General features: G+C 63.3%; 17 protein-coding genes. 12 read left to right on the top strand and 5 right to left on the bottom strand.

Annotated features, from left to right (window positions below; genetic code table 11):
• Positions 1 to 47: 47 nt before the first annotated feature.
• Genes galU through lapB form a run of 3 tightly spaced genes read right to left on the bottom strand, consistent with a single transcriptional unit; the run spans position 48 to position 2,906 of the window.
• Entirely contained in the window at positions 48 to 920 is an 873-nt protein-coding gene (gene galU / locus ACFSJC_RS14300) for a UTP--glucose-1-phosphate uridylyltransferase GalU (protein ID WP_386027672.1), read from the bottom strand.
• A gap of 23 nt (positions 921 to 943) precedes the next feature.
• The gene (gene pyrF, locus ACFSJC_RS14295) at positions 944 to 1,660 is read right to left on the bottom strand and encodes an orotidine-5'-phosphate decarboxylase (RefSeq protein WP_386027670.1); all 717 of its coding nucleotides are present in this window, start codon (positions 1,658 to 1,660) and stop codon (positions 944 to 946) included.
• Between the two features lie 46 nt (positions 1,661 to 1,706).
• Entirely contained in the window at positions 1,707 to 2,906 is a 1,200-nt protein-coding gene (lapB, locus tag ACFSJC_RS14290; protein WP_386027668.1) for a lipopolysaccharide assembly protein LapB, read from the bottom strand.
• 269 nt (positions 2,907 to 3,175) lie between these two features.
• Between lapB and ACFSJC_RS14285 the strand changes: the two genes are divergently transcribed.
• Both ACFSJC_RS14285 and ACFSJC_RS14280 read left to right on the top strand, forming a co-directional pair.
• The gene (locus ACFSJC_RS14285) at positions 3,176 to 3,889 is read left to right on the top strand and encodes an SDR family oxidoreductase (RefSeq protein WP_386027667.1); all 714 of its coding nucleotides are present in this window, start codon (positions 3,176 to 3,178) and stop codon (positions 3,887 to 3,889) included.
• A 7-nt stretch (positions 3,890 to 3,896) separates the two neighbouring features.
• Positions 3,897 to 4,421 (top strand): hypothetical protein, encoded by a 525-nt coding sequence (locus ACFSJC_RS14280; RefSeq protein WP_386027666.1) that lies wholly within the window; start codon positions 3,897 to 3,899, stop codon positions 4,419 to 4,421.
• 61 nt (positions 4,422 to 4,482) lie between these two features.
• On the opposite strand, the gene ACFSJC_RS14275 is transcribed toward ACFSJC_RS14280, so the two are convergent.
• Positions 4,483 to 4,962, bottom strand: coding sequence for a hypothetical protein (locus ACFSJC_RS14275; RefSeq protein WP_386027665.1), 480 nt, complete (start codon positions 4,960 to 4,962; stop codon positions 4,483 to 4,485).
• 370 nt (positions 4,963 to 5,332) lie between these two features.
• On the opposite strand from ACFSJC_RS14275, the gene ACFSJC_RS14270 reads away from it, so the two are divergent.
• Both ACFSJC_RS14270 and ACFSJC_RS14265 read left to right on the top strand, forming a co-directional pair.
• A complete protein-coding gene (locus ACFSJC_RS14270) occupies positions 5,333 to 6,145 on the top strand; it encodes a phosphate/phosphite/phosphonate ABC transporter substrate-binding protein (protein ID WP_386027664.1) in 813 nt (270 codons plus the stop codon).
• 3 nt (positions 6,146 to 6,148) lie between these two features.
• Entirely contained in the window at positions 6,149 to 8,317 is a 2,169-nt protein-coding gene (locus ACFSJC_RS14265; RefSeq protein ID WP_386027663.1) for an EAL domain-containing protein, read from the top strand.
• Positions 8,318 to 8,390: 73 nt separating this feature from the next.
• On the opposite strand, the gene ACFSJC_RS14260 is transcribed toward ACFSJC_RS14265, so the two are convergent.
• Positions 8,391 to 9,746, bottom strand: coding sequence for a hypothetical protein (locus tag ACFSJC_RS14260; protein ID WP_386027661.1), 1,356 nt, complete (start codon positions 9,744 to 9,746; stop codon positions 8,391 to 8,393).
• Positions 9,747 to 9,942: 196 nt separating this feature from the next.
• Between ACFSJC_RS14260 and ACFSJC_RS14255 the strand changes: the two genes are divergently transcribed.
• The 8 genes from ACFSJC_RS14255 to ACFSJC_RS14220 all read left to right on the top strand — a co-directional run bounded on the left by ACFSJC_RS14255 (position 9,943) and on the right by ACFSJC_RS14220 (position 19,818).
• Positions 9,943 to 11,208 carry an inorganic phosphate transporter gene (locus ACFSJC_RS14255; protein WP_386027659.1) on the top strand — a complete coding sequence of 422 codons (1,266 nt, stop codon included), beginning with the start codon at positions 9,943 to 9,945 and terminating at the stop codon, positions 11,206 to 11,208.
• Between the two features lie 112 nt (positions 11,209 to 11,320).
• Positions 11,321 to 11,968 (top strand): ATP-binding cassette domain-containing protein, encoded by a 648-nt coding sequence (locus ACFSJC_RS14250; protein WP_386027658.1) that lies wholly within the window; start codon positions 11,321 to 11,323, stop codon positions 11,966 to 11,968.
• Positions 11,940 to 13,415, top strand: a complete 1,476-nt coding sequence (locus tag ACFSJC_RS14245) for a metallophosphoesterase (protein WP_386027657.1) — start codon at positions 11,940 to 11,942, stop codon at positions 13,413 to 13,415. The genes ACFSJC_RS14250 and ACFSJC_RS14245 overlap by 29 nt, the downstream gene beginning before the upstream one ends.
• Positions 13,416 to 13,816: 401 nt before the next feature.
• Complete coding sequence (locus tag ACFSJC_RS14240; RefSeq protein WP_386027656.1) at positions 13,817 to 14,563, top strand: hypothetical protein; 747 nt, start codon at positions 13,817 to 13,819, stop codon at positions 14,561 to 14,563.
• Between the two features lie 173 nt (positions 14,564 to 14,736).
• A complete protein-coding gene (locus ACFSJC_RS14235) occupies positions 14,737 to 16,023 on the top strand; it encodes an outer membrane beta-barrel protein (protein ID WP_386027654.1) in 1,287 nt (428 codons plus the stop codon).
• A gap of 66 nt (positions 16,024 to 16,089) precedes the next feature.
• The gene (locus ACFSJC_RS14230) at positions 16,090 to 16,617 is read left to right on the top strand and encodes a polysaccharide biosynthesis/export family protein (protein ID WP_386027653.1); all 528 of its coding nucleotides are present in this window, start codon (positions 16,090 to 16,092) and stop codon (positions 16,615 to 16,617) included.
• A 158-nt stretch (positions 16,618 to 16,775) separates the two neighbouring features.
• The gene (locus ACFSJC_RS14225; protein WP_386027652.1) at positions 16,776 to 19,067 is read left to right on the top strand and encodes a GumC family protein; all 2,292 of its coding nucleotides are present in this window, start codon (positions 16,776 to 16,778) and stop codon (positions 19,065 to 19,067) included.
• Positions 19,057 to 19,818, top strand: a complete 762-nt coding sequence (locus ACFSJC_RS14220) for a hypothetical protein (RefSeq protein ID WP_386027650.1) — start codon at positions 19,057 to 19,059, stop codon at positions 19,816 to 19,818. Before ACFSJC_RS14225 ends, ACFSJC_RS14220 begins: the two co-directional genes overlap by 11 nt.
• Positions 19,819 to 19,835 lie beyond the last annotated feature (17 nt).

The following is a 19,835-nucleotide window of genomic DNA, read 5'->3' as shown; positions in this document are numbered from 1 at the left end:
CTAGGGGTCAGCCTGGATGCAGCGCGGCGAAACCCAAGAAGGGCCGTTTATCGGGTGAAGTCGCGCAGATAGGCCGAAAAGCGTTCACCCAGATCTGGATGAGCCAGACCGAACTCGACTGTCGCCTCCAGATAGCCGAGCTTGCTGCCGCAGTCGTAGCGCTTGCCCTCGAAGGGATAGGCGATCACGTGCTCGTCTTCGAGCAGATTGGAGATGGCATCGGTCAGCTGGATCTCGCCGCCCGCACCCTCGCGGGTATTCTCCAGCTTGTCGAAGATGCGCGGCGTGAGCAGATAACGTCCGACGACCGCCAGGTTGGAGGGGGCATCGGCCGGGGCCGGCTTCTCGACGATCGAGATCACGCGCAGCTGACCATCGCGGCCGGGCTCGACCTCGACGATACCGTATTTGTGCGTCTCCTCGTGCGGGACCTCCTGAACGGCCAGCACGCTGCAGCGGTGACGCTCGTAGACCTCGGCCAGCTGCTGAACGACGCCCTTGCCGTTACCTCGGATGAGATCGTCGGCCAACAGCACCGCGAAGGGCTCGTTGCCGATCACTGACTTGGCGCAGAGTACGGCATGCCCGAGCCCCAGCGCCTCGGCCTGGCGCACATAGATGCAGGACGCACTCGTTGGCAGCACGTTACGCACGATATTCAGGAGCTTGTCCTTACCGGCCTGCTCCAGTTCCGCCTCCAGTTCGTAGGCCTTGTCGAAATGGTCCTCGATCGAACGCTTGCTGCGCCCGGTAATGAAGACCAGCTGATCCACGCCGGCCTCGACGGCCTCGTCTGCGGCATATTGGATAAGTGGTTTGTCGACGATCGGCATCATCTCCTTCGGGCTGGCCTTGGTCGCCGGCAGAAAGCGCGTACCAAGCCCAGCCACCGGAAACACCGCCTTACGGATTCTAGCCATCGCTACTTCTCCTTTCGTTCGTGTCAGATGATCGCATCAGGCGCCAGCGAGCGCTCGATCTCAAGCAGCGCAGCCAGCGGATCGGGCGCCTGGGTGATGGGTCGCCCGATCACCAAATAGTCCGATCCGGCGGCGAGCGCCTCGGCTGGAGTCATGATGCGCTTTTGGTCGCCAACCGATGCACCGGCGGGTCTCACGCCCGGCGTCACCAGCAGAAAGTCGCAACCGAGAGCCTCGCGCACGGGCGCGGACTCCAACGGGGAACACACGATACCATCGAGCCCAGCCTCCCGCGCGAGCCGCGCGAGGGCCAGCACCCGCTCACGCGGATCCCCAGGACAGCCGAGCGCCGCCAGATCCGAAGCGTCCATGCTGGTCAGCACGGTCACGCCGATCAGCAGCGGCGGGCGAGACGACTGGCTCAACCGCGCACGCGCTGCCTCCATCATGCGCGGACCGCCGGAGGTGTGGACATTGACCATCCAGACTCCGAGATCCGCAGCCGCCGCGCAGGCCGCCGCCACCGTATTGGGGATGTCGTGGAACTTGAGATCGAGGAATATCTCGAACCCGCGCCGCTGGAGCGTCTCGACGAAGGCCGGCCCTAGACGGGTGAAGAGCTCCTTGCCGACCTTGAGCCGGCAGCGGGCAGGATCGAGCCGATCGGCGAGTTCCAGTGCGGGGGCTTCAGCGGCGTAATCGAGGGCGACGACGATGCGGGGGGATTGGGTCGGGGACATGGATTCACTCGGTATGGGGGCTTGACTACTGCGGACGGACGACGAATCAGGCGGAGCTCGCCTCGGTCCGATCCGTCTCGCGGACGATGGGTTCCGGCTGCAAAGGCACCACCCGCCCCCAGCATTTGCAGCTTGGACACTGCCAATGCAGGGCACGGGCCTGGAAGCCGCACTGTTCGCACTGATAGGCGGGCTGACCGGACAGTAACTGACGCACCGCATCCAGCGCGACGGTCATTCGGTGGCGCCCGGGCGTGATGCACAGATCCAGCCGGGTCTCCAGATCCAGCAATCGCTCAAGGACGGCCAGATCCGCAAAACGCGACAGATAGAGCGTCAGAAGATCCAGGGCCGCCTCCGCGCCGGACTCCCGCAGCACCACGTCACAGAGACTCAACAGCAAGGGCGGGCTCGGATGACGCTTGGCCAGATCCTCCAGCAGCCCTCGCGTGTCGAAGCGCCGCGAACGCTCCGCCGCCTCGATCAGGGAGGGCAGGATCTCGGGAACATAGGCCGCGCCGCGCTTGGCGACGCGTAGGAAGATGACCACGGCCTGATCGGGATCGCCCTCTTCCAGGGCCATCATGCCCTCGAGCATGGCGGCACGAATGCAGTTGGGATCCACCCGTTGCGCCTCGATCAGACAGCGCCGCGCGCCGTCGAGATCCTGCTTGCGGTGGGCATCCTCCGCCAGCTCGCAATGGTAGTGGGCCATCTCGGCGGTCATCGGTTGGTCGGTGAGCGATTGCAACCGTTCGGCGACCCGCAGGCAGCGCAGCCAATCGCGCTCCTGCTGGTAGATCTCGCGCAATGCGTTGAGCGCGCTCAGACGATGCAAGCCGATCTCGACCAGTTCCTCGAAGAGCCCCTCGGCGCGGTCGAGCAGTCCCGAGCGCATATAGTCCTGCCCTAACTCGTAGAGGGCGTATCCCCGTAGATCGGGACCGAGATGCTTGCGCGCGATCAGGTTCTGGTGGATGCGAATCGCCCGGTCGACCTCGCCTCGGCGCCGGAACAGACTGCCGAGCGCCAGATGGGTCTCGACCGTTTCCCCGTCGACCTCGGCCAGCTTGATGAAGGTGTCGATCGCCTTGTCCGGCTGCTCCTCAAGGAGATAATTGAGTCCGCGCAGAAAATCGGGATGGGACGGAACACCGCCGTCGCGCTTGCCGCCGCGCTCGCGCCGCGCCATCCACCAACCCGAGGCCGCCGCCACCGGGAGGAGCAGAAACAGGAGTTCGATCATGTCCTCACCCCATCCTCCATGGCATTCAACACATCCGGCGCACGCCGGAACCCCCGAGACGGCCGCACCGTCTCGCCTCTCGTCTGGTCGACGGCCTCGAACCAATCGCTCGAACCCCGAATCATACAGACAAGCAGGCCGAGCCGCATGAACAGGGTCCCCTGCAAGCGGTCGACGTTCCGAGGACAGGCGCGCATGATCGGAAGGGGCCGCAATGAGACCATCGCGACACGCACGACCGACACCCATTCGCCGAGGAAGCCATCGTCATGACAGACCTGCACGGCAAGACCCTCATCATCACTGGCGCGACAGGGAACCTGGGACAGGTGCTCGCGCGCGCCCTCTCCGAGCGCGGAGCCCGGCTCGCCCTGGTCGGGCGCGATCCGACGACGCTCGCCGCCACCCGCCAGCGGCTGCCCGCGCAGTCCGAGGTGGCGACCTTCGTCGCCGACCTGCTGAACCCGAACGAGATCGCCGAGATGGTCCAGGGGGCCGTAAAGCGCTTCGGCTCCATCCATGCGCTAATCAACGCTCAGGGCGGATTCGCCATGGGACCGCACATCCAGAGCACGAGCGATGCCGACTGGGATTTCATGATGGACCTGAACCTGCGCACGGTGTTCAATACCACGCGAGCACTGATTCCAACGCTACTGGCGTCGGGGAATGGACGCATCGTCAACGTCTCGGCGCGAGCCGCGACCCGAGGCGTCGCTGGTATGGCCCCCTACTGCGCCTCGAAGGCGGCCGTCGTCACACTCACCGAAAGCCTCGCTGACGAACTCAAGCGGGATGGAATCACGGTGAACTGCGTCCTGCCCGGAACACTCGACACCCCACAGAATCGCGCCGCCATGCCGGATCTGGATGACGACAGCTGGGTCTCGCTGGAGGCCCTGGCCGACGTCATCCTCTTCCTGGTATCGGACGCATCGCGCGCCATCACAGGCGCGGCCATCCCAGTCTATGGCCGAAGCTGATCCAAGGATGGACGACACACTTAAACGCTGGAGCGGATTGAACGTCACCAAACGCGGCGACGATACGACGATCGAGGTTGAGAACAGCAACATGAGGATCCTTTTCGACTCCCAATCGACGGCACCGAGACGCATGCGACCGGTCGCACTGATCCTGCTCGCGGGTTTGGCGCTCCCGAGCGTCTCGGCACCCAACCTCAATGAGGAGACCCAAGAACTACTGGTCTCCGCCGTCACCGCGGCGGCCGAACTCGACCTCTACAACGCCCGTTGCCGTGGCGACCAATCCGGCCGCCAGACCGACAACCTCAACAAGGAAATGGTCGGCAAGCTCGGCATCACCGTGCTCGGGGTCGAGGACGATCTCTTCCCCGAGCGTAGCTACCGCGCCACCCAAAAACGTCTCGAACGCGACTTTCTCGCCGAACTGCGCGACGCCGGGGGCTGTCCGGGCGCGAAGGAATCCGATCTGCCCGAGGTCCTGAAGGCCCGCTATTACGAGCGATTGAATGCGGTCCGCGAGCTGCCCTGAATGGGGCCTGAAGCGACGCGCCGCCTCAGATCCCCACTCGCCGCCCATTCGAAACCGAGCCCTAATCCATGACGAGCGAGATCGTGGCTGCTGCATGGGTCAGAGCCGTGTCCAGCGCATAGGGAGTCTGGGACTGTCCGGCATAGACCAGATCGGACGAGGCATCCCAAACCTGGCGATTCACGAAGTCGCCGCCTAGCCCGGCCGGACCGTTCCCGATGCCTTGCGCCGTCAGATCGCGATCGCCCGCGTCGAGATAGGAACGAATGCACATCTGGGCTTCGTTCTGATAGTCGCAACCGAAGCTACTGATGAAGATGAGACCGGAGACCGGATTGCCACCGACCTCGCAGGCCCCGACGCCCCGGGACACGAACTCGGCGGCCATCCCTTCGCCCGTCTTGCCCTCGGCGAGCGCCTCGGACGGAGGGACGTCGGCGAAGGTCGCGTCGGACCCGACCCGATCGGCGAGACGGTCGGCGAACAGCCGATAGACGGTGTCGGCCTCCTCCAGACTGTAGGAATCACTGCGGAAACGCATGAATGCACAGCTATTTCCCGATTCACTGTACACGAACGTATAGCCGACATACCATTCCGCTTGCGCCGAAACAGCAGACGCCAAGGGAAGCAGGGAAACCATCAGCGCGCAGCAAAAAGATCTCATCTTCGAACACCTCCTCAGTTGTCGATACCAGCCATGTCGATCGCCGAGCGAGATTCGACGCTATCCGCTTGGACGATTGATGCCGCCGAGACCTCGCCTCGCCAGACACCCATCAGTGACGCCAATGCATAAAGCCGCCCGAAAAGGCGCGAATCGAACCCTCGTCGCGACATGCGTCGGTCTCTGCCTCGGTCTTTGCTCGCCCCCGCCCATCTGGGCGACCCCGCCCGAGCAGGCACTCCATATGGGGGTGGTCAGCGAGCGCCCGGAATACCCGGAACTGACGTTGGAGCAATATCAGCCGTTCCATCGTTATCTGTCCGAGCGCCTGGAAGCCAAGAAGGTCGCGGTCGGAAAACTGGGCATCGCCGCCCACCTCTCCGACATGCGCCAGCGAATCGAGCGCGGAGAAGTCGACCTCCTGCTGGAGAGCCTGATCTCGACCCTGACCCTAGAACGCCAGACCAACCGCATCCATCCGGAACTTCTGGTCTGGCGCAAGGGCCAGCGTCAATACCGCACCCTGTTCTTCGCCCGCAAAGATAGCCCGATTCGACAGCTGACCGACCTGCGCGGCAAACACCTCGTTTTCGAGTCCGAGCGTTCGACCTCGGCCTTCTTCATCCCCCTGATCACGCTCGAGACCGCTGGCGTCGAACTCATACCGACGCAAACGGACCCGATCCGGGAACAGGCGTCGAGCTATGCCTTCGCCGGGTCCGAGCTCAACCAAGCCTACTGGGTGCAGCGCGGCAAGGCCGAGGCCGGCGCATTCAACGACGGAGACTGGAAACGCACGCCGGACTCCATCCGCAAGGATCTGCGCATCTTCCACACCACGCCGCCCATCCTGCGATACATCGCCTCCTATCGCGATGGAATCCCGCCCGAAACCAGGGACGCGACGACCCGGATACTGGTCGAGATGTCCGACACCGAGACCGGTCGAGCGGCGCTCGCCAAGGCGTCCCATATCACCCGCATCGAGCCGCTCACAGACACCGACCGCGCCCAAATCGAGCACTGGCGCCAAACACTTGCGGCACACGACGACTGAGCCATGCTGCGCACCATCCGAAGTCGTCTCGCACTCAGCTTCACGCTCCTGATCGCCGGTCTGCTCGTCGTGATGCTCGCGCTGACCGGCTGGCTGGCCTACCGCATGCTGAGCGACCTTCGACCACGCATCCAGAACGCCTTTGAAGAAACCCAGACCCTGAACGAGAAGAACGTCCTGCTCAACAGCGCGGGGTATCTCGGCGAGCGTCTCTTTCCGCCGTTGTTCTCACTGAACATCTCCGGGATCAATCGCGAGATCGAGCAAATCCGGGGCTGGCTTCCGATTCAATCCTTCGTCGTCGCCGACAGCGAGCGCCGCATCCTGACCGACGGATCCAAACGCAACCCGAGATACGGTCAGATCGTCGCCATCCCCAGCGAGCTCTTGCCGCAACAGCCCATCCTCCAATCGCGACCCGACGGCAGCGAACTCTATTTCACCATCGGCAATGGCGGCCAGATCGCGGGCTACGCGGCGGTCCGAATCTCGGGCGTGGCACTTCAGACCTCCCTGACCATGCTGGACCAGGAGGTCACCAAGCTCTGGACCTCCTACGCGCGCTCACTGATGCTGGGCGTCGGGCTGGCCTCGCTGCTGGTGGCGCTCGTCACCAGCCTGCTGATCTGGCGCCTGGCCCGTTTGGCGAGCGAGCCCATCTCGGAAATGATCGCGGCCGCCGAGGGCATCGCCCTCGGCAACCTCGACATTGCGCTCCCGGTGCGCTCGGACGACGAGGTCGGCCATCTGGCGCTGGCGCTCAACACCATGACCCAGGAACTCAAGGTCAGCCAGCGTCGCATGCGGCATCTCGCCAACTATGACACCCTCACCGGGTTGCCCAACCGTCATCTCTTCCAGGACCGGCTGCGCCACGCGACCCAGGCGGCCGACCGCAACGGCACGCGACTGGGGCTCCTGTTTCTGGACCTGGACGGATTCAAATCGGTCAACGACTCGCTCGGGCACGGACTCGGCGACGAGGTGCTCAAGCTGGCCGCGCGCCGCTTGCGAGAAACGGTCCGCTCCAGCGACACGGTCGCGCGCCTCGGCGGCGACGAATTCACCGTCATCGCCGAAGGGGTGAAGGACCCCGAAGACGTCGAGGCGCTGGCCATCAAACTGCTCGCCGCCCTGGAATTGCCCTATCGGGTCCAGGAGCACGACCTGACGCTCTCGGCCAGCATCGGCATCACACTCTACCCCGAAGACGCCCGCTCACCCGAAGACCTGCTGCGCAACGCCGACGACGCCATGTATCAGGCCAAGCGCGAGGGCAAGAACGCCTACCGCCTCTTCGGCCCGGAGCTGGGCACCTCCATCGCGCAGCGGCTGAGCCTGGAACAGATGCTGCGCGAAGCGATCACGCAGCACGAGTTCGAACTCCATTACCAGCCGCAGCTGGATGCCGCCAACGGCGACCTGATCGCTGTCGAGACACTGCTGCGCTGGCGCAATCCGCAGGAACTCATCCAACCGAGCGATTTCATCCCGCTCCTGGAGGACATGGGGCTCATCACCCGCCTGACCGAATGGATCTTCGGCGAATCCTGCAACCGGCTGACCAAGTGGCGCGCCGACGGCTTAACCGGCCTGCGTCTGGCGGTGAACCTGTCCGCCCGACAGCTGGCGCAACCCAACTTGCTGACCACGCTGGAGGAGATCCTCCAGGCCACGCAACTGCCTCCAGACGCGCTGGAGATCGAGATCAGCGAGCAGACCCTGCTCCATGCCGAACAGAACAAGAAGACCCTAGACCTGGACCGGCTGCACCGGCTGGGCGTGCGGCTCGCGATCGACGACTTCGGAAGCGGCGACTCCTCGCTGGCCCATCTACACCGCTTCGCGGTCGATACGCTCAAGATCGACCAGAGTCTCATCAGCGAGATCGCCACCGACCGCAACAGCGCCAACCTCACCGCCGCCGCCATCGCACTGTCGCGCCAGCTCGGAACCCAGACCGTCGCCAAAGGCGTCGAACGCATGGAGCAATGGCACACCATGCGCGCACAGGGCTGCGATCTGGTTCAGGGCTATCTGATCAGCACGCCGCTGCAAGCCGACAGCTTCCTGTCCTGGGCTCACGATCATGTCGCAACAGGACACGAGCCGGAGCGCTTCGGCCAATCCCGCGAGCCCGCAAACGCATCGTCATCCAACGATCAAAAGTGAGGCGTAGCCCGGATGAAGCACAGCGCAATCCGGGAACCCTCCGCCACCTCTGCCCTATCCTCCAATACCGACATCAGGCCGTATCCAGCACCTCCAGCAATTCACGCACGGTCTCGGCGGCACGCCGTAACGCCTGGACGTCCTCGTCTTGGCCGGCATGCCGTCCCTCCAGTCGGGCTGACGCCTTCAGCACGCGCTCGCATTCACGCAACAACTGACCCTGCAGCCCCCTCAACGTCTCGACCTTGCCGGCGAGCGCCTGGCGCAACTCCTGCGTGGCCTTGTCGCGCTCGATCTCCGAACCCGCCATCTGGGCGTCGCGCAGCGCGAGTGCCTCACGCATCGCGTCGCGCCACCAGCGATCGAAGGTCGATTTGTGATCCGCCAGGGTGTTCACCGAGATCGCCATGGCCATGATCTCGTCGCGCGGATCGGCCGGAATCGCAACCCGCTCGCTCGGGTTCTCGTGGGTCAGACGATCGAGCAGTTCGGCCATGAGGCGCACGGGCCGCACGATCCGGTGGGTGAGCAGCATCGCAAAGATCACCCCGAAGAGGGTCGCGGCGATCGCAATCGAGCGATCGAGACGGGCACGTTCGACCAAGGTCGCCGCAAGTTCGGTCGAACTGCGCTCCATCAGCGCATTGGCCTCGGCCAGCGTCTCCTCGACCAGAGGCGTGATACGCTCGGCGGCACGGTTCATCGTCTCGGTCAGCGCGCCGATCAGCCGATCCTGCTCGACCAAGGCGCTGAAGTCGCGGCCATAGTCCCGAACCAGTGACGACAGGTGCGCGCGCGCCCCGGACTCCAGCGGCGACGCGTCGATCGAGAGGGCCAGCACGGCGAGGATACCCTCCACCATCTGCACATACTCCTCGCCTCCGCGCAGCAGATAGTCCTTCTCGCGTCGACGTAGCTGCAACACCTGGGTCTGTAACGCGGGAAGCGCGCGGGCGACGCGTTCCTCAAGCTCATGGGCGCTCGCGCGAAAGGCCCCCTGCAAACCGGAATTCTCGTCGAGCCCCTTGCGTCGCCAGGCGGTCTCGATGGCCGAGAAACGGCTGCGGAACTCCTGCGTCAGCGCGCCGAGCAGATCGACCGTGCGCCGCTCGACCGAATCGATCCGCGCCAGCGCGGCGATCGCCGCCGTCATCCCGTCTGCCTCGACGCGCACCGCATCGGGCAGAAGCGGATCGCGGGTCATGAGAAAGCGGTCGGCCGCGCCGCGCATGCGAGCGAGCCGGCTCTCGATGGCGAAGGCATGGGTCTGGCGCGCGCCGACCACCTCGGTCAGATAACGGTAGTCCGCGAGCGAAGAACGCAGCACCACTTGGTCGTGCCAGACGACGCCGAGAAAGACGATCAGCACCACGCCGAAACCGATTCCGATCTTCTCGCCGATGCGCAAACGGCTCGCCACTCGATTCACGCCCCACCTCCCGCAAAAAAGATGACCATCCGGTGACCGTTATTTGACAAAATATCCCCCGCCAGGCCGGGTCCGTCCGAGCGGACCATGGCGGGACATTCCAACACGCTCACATGCATGGCCGCGCGCCCAAACCGCTCGGCCGCCCCCGATTTTCATCACATTCCGTCCGAATCAGCCGTTTTCTGGAGATACAGTGGACATCATCAACGAATGGGGATCCGTCTTCCTCATCCTCGCCATTCTGTTCGGCCTCTACATGACCTGGGGCATCGGCGCCAACGACGTCGCCAACGCCATGGGGACCTCCGTCGGCTCGGGCGCCATCAGCATACGCCAGGCGATTATCATCGCCGCCATTTTCGAATTCGCCGGCGCCTTCATCGCAGGCGGCAACGTCACCTCCACCATCCGCAGCGGCATCATCGACGCCGACAGCCTGGCCGGCCATCCAGAGTTGCTCATCTACGGCATGCTGGCCGCACTCCTGGCTGCTGCCATCTGGCTCATGATCGCCTCCACACGCGGCTGGCCGGTATCCACCACGCACTCCATCGTCGGCGCCATCGTCGGCTTCGCGGTCGCGGGGATCGGCATAGACTCGGTCCACTGGGGCACGATCGGACAGATCGTGGCAAGCTGGGTGATCTCGCCCGTACTCGGAGGCGTCGTCGCCCTGCTTCTGATGCTCAGCATCCGCCACCTCATCCTCAACGCCGAGCACCCCTTCCGGCAGGCCAAACGCTGGGGGCCCGTCTACGTCTTCCTGGTCGGCTGGATCGTCAGCCTGGTCTCGCTCTTCAAGGGACTGAAGCACCTGGATCTGCACTTCTCGACCCTGGAGAGCGTCGGCATCGCCACCGCCATCGGGTTGCTGACGGCGGCCATCGGCAAATTCCTGATCGACCGGGTACAGATGGACCCGGCTGCCGACCGCAACTTCCACTTCGCCAGCGTCGAGAAGGTCTTCACCCCCATGATGATCTTCACCGCCTGCGCCATGGCCTTCGCGCATGGCTCCAACGATGTCGCCAACGGCATCGGCCCCATGGCCGCCGTCGTCTCCGCGATCCAGAATGGCGGCGAGGTCGCCAGCCATTCACGACTGCCGCTGTGGATCCTCACCCTCGGCGGGATCGGTATCGTCATCGGACTCGCGACCATGGGCTACCGGGTGATGCAAACCATCGGCACCAAGATCACCGAGCTGACCCCAACGCGCGGATTCTCCGCGACGCTCGCCGCCGCCTCCGTCGTGGTGCTCGCCTCCAAGACCGGACTGCCCGTATCCACCACCCACATCGCCGTCGGCGCCGTCATGGGCGTCGGCCTCTCGCGCGGCATCGCCGCGCTCGACATGCGCGTCATCGGCAACATCGTCATGTCCTGGATCATCACCCTGCCCGCCGGGGCCATACTGGCCGCGATCTTCTTCTATCTGTTCAAGGCGATCTTTGGGTGAACGCTTCCAGCCGCCAGCGGCCAAGTTCCAGCTTGCCGCCGTATAAGACCGAGAATACAGGGTCGCATCACGGCCGCTGGTGGCTGAAAGCTGGCGGCTGGACGCTGCTTCGATGCCCGAGCTGACCGACTCCTACCCCTACTTGCCACTGGTCTCCATCGCGGACCTCTGGTGGACCCGTGGGGTGGCGTTGGCCAGCGAGGAGCATTTCGGCCAAATCCTGGTGACCGGTCCGCCCGGATCGGGTAAGTCGACCCTGATCGGACAGCTCGGCGGCTGGCCCGAGGAAGGCTACATCGATCTCACGCTGAACGGCTGGTGGCGGGCCAGATCGCTCGCCCTGCGCCCGCGAGAGCTTCACCTCGGGCTCCCGTTCGTCGGGCAGCGCCAGGCGCTCTCGCTCTTCGATGCCGCTTGGCTGGAACAGTGGCGCGCGCTTCGACTCGACGAGAACCGTATCCTGCTACCGCCGCCCAAGCGGCATTTCTTCTCGACCGAATGGCGCCACCGCTTCGTTTTCGAGTTTCTGCTGCCGCCGCCGCAGGCCATCGTCGCCGACCGCACCGAGCGCGCCCGTCTCGGCACACACCCCATCGATCGAATCATCGACCCGGAACAGATCGCGGCCCAGGTCCGCCTCTATGCCCAGGTCGCACTTCACTTCCACCGAGGGGGTATGATCGTGCACCTTCGAGAACGGGCGGAGGATCCGCCGCTACGGATCGACGACCATGGCACAACCGAACCGCATCTCCCGTAAGAGCTTCCTCAAACGCTTTCGCGACGTGGTTCAGGGCATGGATGCCTGCGAGGATGTCGACCTGGACAGCGCGCTCAAGATCACCGGGGAGAAGGTACGGATTCCACCACCCGCCCTGCCGCTGCAGATCCAACTCGGCGACGAGGAAGGCTACCGTCTCAACCTCTATCCAGAGCTGCGCTTCGAGGAAGACGGCCGACTCGTCCACCGCGACGACTATCTGCTCTTCGACCCGACCACCTATTTCTCCGATATCAGCGGCTTTCTGCGTCTCAATCAGGGCGACTCGCTACTCCTCGGACGCCAAGATCGGCTGCAACGCCTCCTGCTGCGCTATCCCAAAGTCGTCGCGGACCAGCACCTGCGGCTCAAACTCTCGCCAAAGGGACTGGCGCTCAAGAACAAGTCCTCGACCGCCGATGCCTGCGTCGCCCCCATCATCGTGCCGGATCAGGTCGAACGCATGGCCTCGTGGCGTCTGAGCAAGCTCGCCAAGCTGCGCGAGATCCTGGACGGACCCATCGAGCCGCCCTCGCGTTCCGAGGCGCTCGACCTGATCCAGCGGGTGAACAGGCTCATGGCCAAGGAGCCCTACCGGGTGATGGACGCGCATGACCGGCCCGGCGGTCTGCTCGCCCTACCCGACCGGCCGCGCCCCATCTTCGTCGGCGACCTCCATGCCCGTATCGACAATCTGCTGGTGGTGCTGACCCAGAACGGCTTCCTGGAGGCGCTACTGGACGGCAGCGGACTGATCATACTGCTCGGCGACGCGATTCAGCCGGACATACGGGGCGAGGAAGGCGACATGGACAGCTCGATGCTAATGATGGACCTCATCTTCCGGCTCAAGCTGCGCTTTCCGGAGCGGGTCTTCTATCTGAGGGGCAACCACGACAGCTTCTCCGATGATATCAGCAAGGGCGGCATTCCCCAGGGACTGCTATGGGAACAGGCACTCCACGACCGGCGCGGGCTCAAATACAAGGAGGCCATGCAAGACTTCTACGACCTGCTGCCCTACGTCGCCGCCTCCGCCGGATACCTCGCCTGCCACGCCGGACCGCCCACCTCAAAGATCACCTGGGAGATGCTGCGCGACATCCGCCAGCACCCCAAGCTCGCCCACCAGCTCACGCATATCCGGCTGCGCCGTTCCAATTCCCCCAGCGGGTACGGACCAAACGACCTCGACCGGCTACGCAAACGGCTCGGCGCCAAGCCAAGCGCGCCCGTCATCCTCGGCCATACCCCGATCTCCGAACAGGACACCTGCTGGATCAACGCCGGCGGCATCCCCAACCACCACGTCCTCTACGGCGCCCACCCCGACTGGATCGGCGTCATCACTCGAACGGGCAAGCAACTGCTGCCGCTCGTGTATCCGAGCGAGCCGATGCTGGGGGTCTATAACCGTCGTGTACGGACGAAGATGGCCGAACCATGAACACATTCAATACACGAAACCAAATCGCAGCGCGAATTCATGGCAGCACGCGGGCGGACTGCAATGTGACAGTTCGTACTCGGCCTCCGGAGACTGAACCGCACTCCATTCGCAAAACCACGCCCCTCGCGCAACAGTGAAATAATACTTTCAAAACAAATATATGCGCCGAAAATCGCAAAAAGCCCACCCCAAATAAAGCAAGCAGGCAAACAGAAACGATCCGAATCAATGATGTCCATCAAAAGTCCGGGCGAGACGCAGAAAGCCACACTGTCGGCTCTATAATTTGCGTGCCGGACGTGCACTGAGCATGTATTATTCGGCCGAACGAAGTCGGTAGACTTTCAGTGTTTGCTGAACCGCTCTTCAATTAGTTGATTTCATGGAGGCAGAGACCAATGCTGAACCGAGTGACAGCAACCGCCTTGTCCGTTGCGCTGGCAGCAGCGCTTCCCGTCCTCGCGCACGCCAGCGTGCCATCCCAATCTGCGGTGGTGAGCGCAAGCAGCGATCAGGTATCCCTGGATTCGCTGCTCTCATCCGCGCTCGGCGATACCCCCTCGGCCCAGGATATTTCTGGCCTTGAGGGTCTCCTCAGCAGCCTGGCCACCTCGAATCCAGCGGTCGCGGCTGACCTGGCGCTGTCCATCGCTCGCCTGGCGTTCAACATTGCCGGAACGGATCCGGAGCTCAGCACCCGCATGATCGGTATGGCGATCAACGCCATCAGCCGCGATAACGTCATCGCGGCCAACCCCAAGGTCGCTGGCGATGCCCTCGCCGCACTTGAGGGCGCAACCCAGCTCGCCAAACGGTCGGCCGCTTCCAAGAGCATCACCCTATCCAACCTCGGCTCGATCGAAAGCGCGCTTACGGCACTCGCCGCCAATCAGGCGATCCTCGGTGCGAACCCCGACCTTTCGAACATGATCGCCGCCCAGCTCGACGACGCTAACGCGATCGCCGACGCCAGCGGATTCGCGACCGCTGCGGGTGGCCCCGGCACGGGAGCCGGAGGTCCCCCCGGAACGACCGGAACGGGAATCACTGCCGGCTCGTTCTCGGGGCCGAGCGGTGGCGGCGGTGGCGGCGGCACGGGCACCGTAGTGACCGGCGACGGAACCCCAGCCAGCCCGGCGGGCTGAGGTAGCCAACCATCAACATAGCGCCTCTAGACGCACGCACCGCCTACAACTCTCTCTTATAGAATCATTTGGAGACAGACCGGTGACTAGGACCTGGGTCGGACGGTGTCGTGCGCAAGGAGCCCATTTCGAAGACGACAAACCGCCAGGAATTGTCACTTGGAGCGTCCGAAATGAACAAATGGATCTATGTATGCGCAGCCATGACCCCCGTGCTGACCGCCGGCCAGACAGCCGGGGCGCAGGGATTGGGGGCCGAGTCGGCGGAGAGGGCATCCGTCGACTACAGCCGCAGCGTCGCCGAGCGACCGATCGAGACCTATCGCAACAGCATGGTGCAGCTAGGTGCCTGGCAGTTCTATCCAGGTATCGAACTCGACGAACTCTACGACTCCAATATCTACGCGACCCCGAACGACGAGAAGGATGACTTCATCACCATTCTCAAGCCACGGGCACGCTTGGAGTCGGATTGGTCCGTGCACGAGATCAAGTTCGAGGCCGGCGGCGACTTCGGCTTCTACGGCGATTACACCGACGAGAATTACCAGGATTACTACATTCGCAACAGCGACCGCTTCGAGATCGTTCGCGATACCAACCTGATCGTCGGAGCGCTCTATCAGCATGCCCACGAGTCCCGTTCGTCATCAGACAACATCTACTCGTCCGCCGAACCCATCACCTACGATCTTCTAAGCGGCACGCTAGGTTTCGAGCGCAGCTTAGGCATCATCTCACTGCGCATCGACGGCAGAATCGACGACATCAGTTACGACAACACTGACATCATCGGTGGCGGAACGATGGATAACTCCATTCGCGATCGAGAGATCCTAGATGGAGGAATCAGGCTTGGCTACAAGCCGATGGAAGGCAGCGAGGCCTACTTCAAGGCCCGAATGAACGAAGTCACCTACGACGATTCAACCAAGTACGGCGGTCCAGATCGGGACAATTCCGGATTCGAGCTCTCGGTAGGCCTTTCCAAAACCATCAGCGATCTCTGGGTCTTCGACGCCTATCTGGGGTACGCGCCAAGCGACTACGTCGATGCATCACTGGAAGACGTCTCGGGCGGCGATGCCATCATCGCCGGAGCCAGCGTTCTATGGAACCCAACCGCCCTAACCTCCGTGATCGGTACTCTCGACCGCCGCGCGTATCAGACGACCCAATCCGGCGCCTCCGCCGAGATCGACACATCGATTTCGTTCGAAGTTCAGCATAAACTGACGCGCTCGGTGATTCTCGACACCAGTCTAGGCTACTCAAACCAGGACTACGCAGGCTCTTCAAGAGAGGACGACGTCTATCGACTCGGCCTCGGAGCCTCTTACTTTTTCACCAACCTCATCAGCGTGCGCGCGGCCTACGGTTATCAAGAACGGGATAGCTCGATCGAATCCAACGAATTCGACAAACACATGGCGTCTTTGCAGTTGAGAGTCAATTATTGACCCCCGCAAACAATAGCGTAGCGACGCCAACCGATCCGACCAGACGAATCAAGCGGTAACTAAGAGATGCGGTTCATCGTTTTCATACTGGCGACCTTCATGATCGCCACCCTCCAACTGCCCCCCACCCATGCGGCGAACGGCGACACCTACAGACTCGGCGCGGGCGACAAGGTTCGTGTCACCGTATTCGGCGAGTCCTATCTATCCGGTGAATTCAACGTCAACGCCAACGGCACGATCTCGCTCCCCCTCATTGAGCCCGTACCCGTTGCCGGCAAGACCCTGGCCGAAGCCGAACAGCTCATCCGCACCAAGCTCGCCGCCGGATTCATCAGCGATCCCAAGGTCAGCGTGGATATCCTCGAATACCGCCCCTTCTTCATCATCGGCGAGGTATCCAACCCAGGGAGCTATCCCTATATCGCCGACATGACCGTCCTGCACGCCGTCGCCATCGCTGGCGGCTTCACCCCGCGCGCGGCCAAAAGCAAGATATTCATCCAGCGCGGCGCAAAGGAAGGCATCCCGGTGCAGCACAACACCCCCGTCCTGCCGGGTGACATCATTACGGTGAAGGAACGCTTCTTCTGATCGAAGAGAGCCTCCCCCACTCATCCACCTTGGATGAGGGGTTATTGCATATCGCATGGGCTGGCCCATCCACCTTCTCCGAGGCTAATGGGATGCGAGGTGAGAGAAGGCCGCGCTAGAGCACGCAGGAACGTATCATTCATGGAGCCTCAGACAAGGTGAACCCCGGCATCCCGCAGTCAGCGCAGTACCCCGTTCAGCAGCAGCCCCCGTTCGATCCGGCACAGATCGACGACGACGCGGACCTGATCGACATCAAGGAGCTTCTCAGAACACTGTGGCGCCGCCGCATGGTCATTCTGGGATCCGTATTGTTCATCACCAGCCTAGCGCTGCTGATCGTCTTCCAACTCACGCCCCGCTACACCGCCTCCGCGTTGCTGACGCTCCAGACCCGCCAAGAGGCCGTGGTCGACATCCAGGCCGTCATGTCCGGACTCTCGACCGACGCCAGCGTCATCCGCACCGAGCTGGACGTCATCTCATCACGCCGTCTGATCGGCAAGTTGGTCGACACGCTCAAGCTGACCAAGGACCCCGAATTCAACGGGGCACTGCGCGAACCCAACCCCTTCACCCAGGCGCTCAACCCCAAGACCTATCTCTCGCATGATTGGCTGTTGGCATTGGGTCTCGCCTCGGTCGACGAGGAAACGCTGAGCGAAGAAGAACGCCAGGCGATGGAACAGGCGAAGGTCGTCGATGCCGTGACCGAGGCACTGAATGTCAGCAACCCCAAGCTGTCCTACACCATCCAGATCGCCTTCGAATCCGAAGACCCCAAGAAGGCCGCGCAGCTGGCCAATACGCTCGCCAACCTCTATCTCACCGACCAGCTCGAAGCCAAGTTCGAGGCCACCCAGCGCGCCACCGACTGGCTCAGCGAACGCATCGGCGACCTCAAGACTCGGGTCGTCAACGCCGAGCAGGCGGTTCAGGAATATCGGGAAAAGAACGAAATCATCGAGTCAGGCAAGGATGGAACCGTCAACGAGCAGCAACTCGCCGAGCTCAATGCGCAACTGGTCACCGCCCGCACCGATCTCGCCGAGGCCGAGGCCCGTTACAGCCAAGTCAAGTCGCGGCTCGGAGGCCGTACCAGCGCCGCCTCGCTCGGAGAGGTCCTGAACTCGCCCCTGATCCAGCGCCTGGGCGAACAGGAGGCCGAGGTTCGGCGCAAGCTCGCCGAGATCGCCAAGCGCTACGGCCCGCGCCACCCCGACACCATCGCCGTCACCTCCGAGCTGAACGACATCCGAGGCAAGATCTCAGAGGAAACGGCCAAGATCACCAAGAGCGTCGAGAACGAGGTGCGCGTCGCTCGGGCGCGGGTCGACACGCTGTCTCAAAACCTGGAGGTCCTCAAGAAAGAGAACACCACGGCCGAAAAGGCCAGAGTCGAGCTGCGCGAGCTGGAACGTGAGGCCCAATCCAGCCGCGTGCTGCTGGAGACCTTCCTCTCCCGCTTCAAAGAGACCTCCAACCAGGAAGATCTGCAGCAGGCCGACGCCCGCATCATCTCGCAGGCCGAGATGCCGGTTGAGGCATCCTTCCCCAAGAAAAAACTGATCCTGGCCGTCGCTGTCGTACTGTCGGGAATGGTCGGCCTGGGCCTCGCCTTCCTGCTCGAAGCGCTCGACAACGGCTTCCGCGCACTGGAGCACGTCGAGAAGGTCAACCGCATCAAGGGGCTCGGCATGATCCCCAAGCTGACCGCGCTCAAGCTCAAGGGGCTGACGCCCTTCCGCTACGCGGTAAAAAAGCCAACCTCAGCCTATTCGGAGGCACTCCGCTCCGTCTACACCTCGCTCATGTTCGGACATCCGGGCGACAGTCGCCCCAAATCGCTGCTCGTCACCTCTTCGCTACCCGGAGAGGGCAAGACCACCTTCTCGCTCAGCCTGGCCCTGCTGCTCTCCAGGGCCGGCAATCTCAAGGTGCTCTATATCGAGGCCGACCTGCGGCGTGCCAACATCGCCAAATCCATGATCGAGACCGACGAGAAGGCACCATCAATCGCCCAATATCTCTCCGGCGCAGTCGAGCATTGGGAGGAGTGTCTGTTCAAGGACGGCGCAACCGGCCTGGATCTGATCTTGGCCGGCGGCAAGACCGACTATCCGCAGACCCTGCTGCAGTCGGATCGGATGAAACGCCTGGTAACAGACGCAGACGAACGCTACGACCTCGTCATCATCGACACCCCGCCGCTGCTCGCGGTCTCCGACGCGGTCATCATCAGCCATTACGTCGACGTCGCGCTCTTCGTCGTCAAATGGGAGTCCACCGCCCGCGACGCCGTGCGCAACGCGCTCGAACTGCTGCGCAAGGCCGGCGCACCGCTCGGCGGCGCCATCCTGACCCAGGTCGACGTCAAGCGACATGCCTACTATGGCTACGGCGACTACGCCAGCTACTACGGACGCTACGGCGACTACTATGCCAACTGAGGCGGTTCGAGGCAGCGGTCGCCGGCAATGGACTGCGGCGGACACCCTGGCAGGACTAGGCGTCGCTCTGATCGCAGCCATCCTGCTCAGATCCGCCGGCGGCGCCCTGTTCGCGGACCTGCAGCGGATCCCTCCCAACCGCTTCTTCGTCGCCCAGGAGGAACGCCTCCAAAGCCCGGATGACGCGGGTCGTAGCCTAATGAAGGGCATCGAACTCTATCGCCGAGCCACCAAAGAGATGCTCGGGCCGCAGGAGCAACGCCAACTCGGCCTGCTCTTGTTGCTCGAAGGCAAGCGGACCACCGAGGACAGGGACCCGGCGGACCGAGAGACAGCCGCCAACGCCGCCATCGCAGCGCTCACGACCAGTCTGCACCGCGCCCCTGTACAGCCGCGGACCTGGACCTATCTGGCCGATGTTGCGCTGACCTACCGGGCATCTCCTAAAGACGCCCTGCGCGCACTCAAGGAGTCCTATCGAATGGCAGCGGTCGATCCCAACCTCGTCCTCTACCGCTTCGAACTCGCCACCCGATTGCGTGGCTACTGGGATACGGAATTACTGCGACTCATCCGCCCCGACATCATCGCCCTCTTCCCCGAACAGGGCTGGTCTCCCAAGCGCAACGCCTTCATCAAGCGGATCAAGGCCAATCCCGAGCTAAAACCGCTCGTAGCCGCCATCCTCAGACCCGACCCAGGCGCCCTCGAACGCTTGCAAAAGGCCATCAACCCACCCAAGAAGCGTTAGGCAGTCAGACTAACAGC

The sequence above is a fragment of the Thiorhodococcus fuscus genome (genome assembly GCF_042682685.1).
Classification (GTDB): domain Bacteria; phylum Pseudomonadota; class Gammaproteobacteria; order Chromatiales; family Chromatiaceae; genus Imhoffiella; species Imhoffiella fuscus.
The sequence above is the reverse complement of the archived record's forward strand: the minus strand, read 5'-3'. Positions and strand labels throughout refer to the sequence as shown.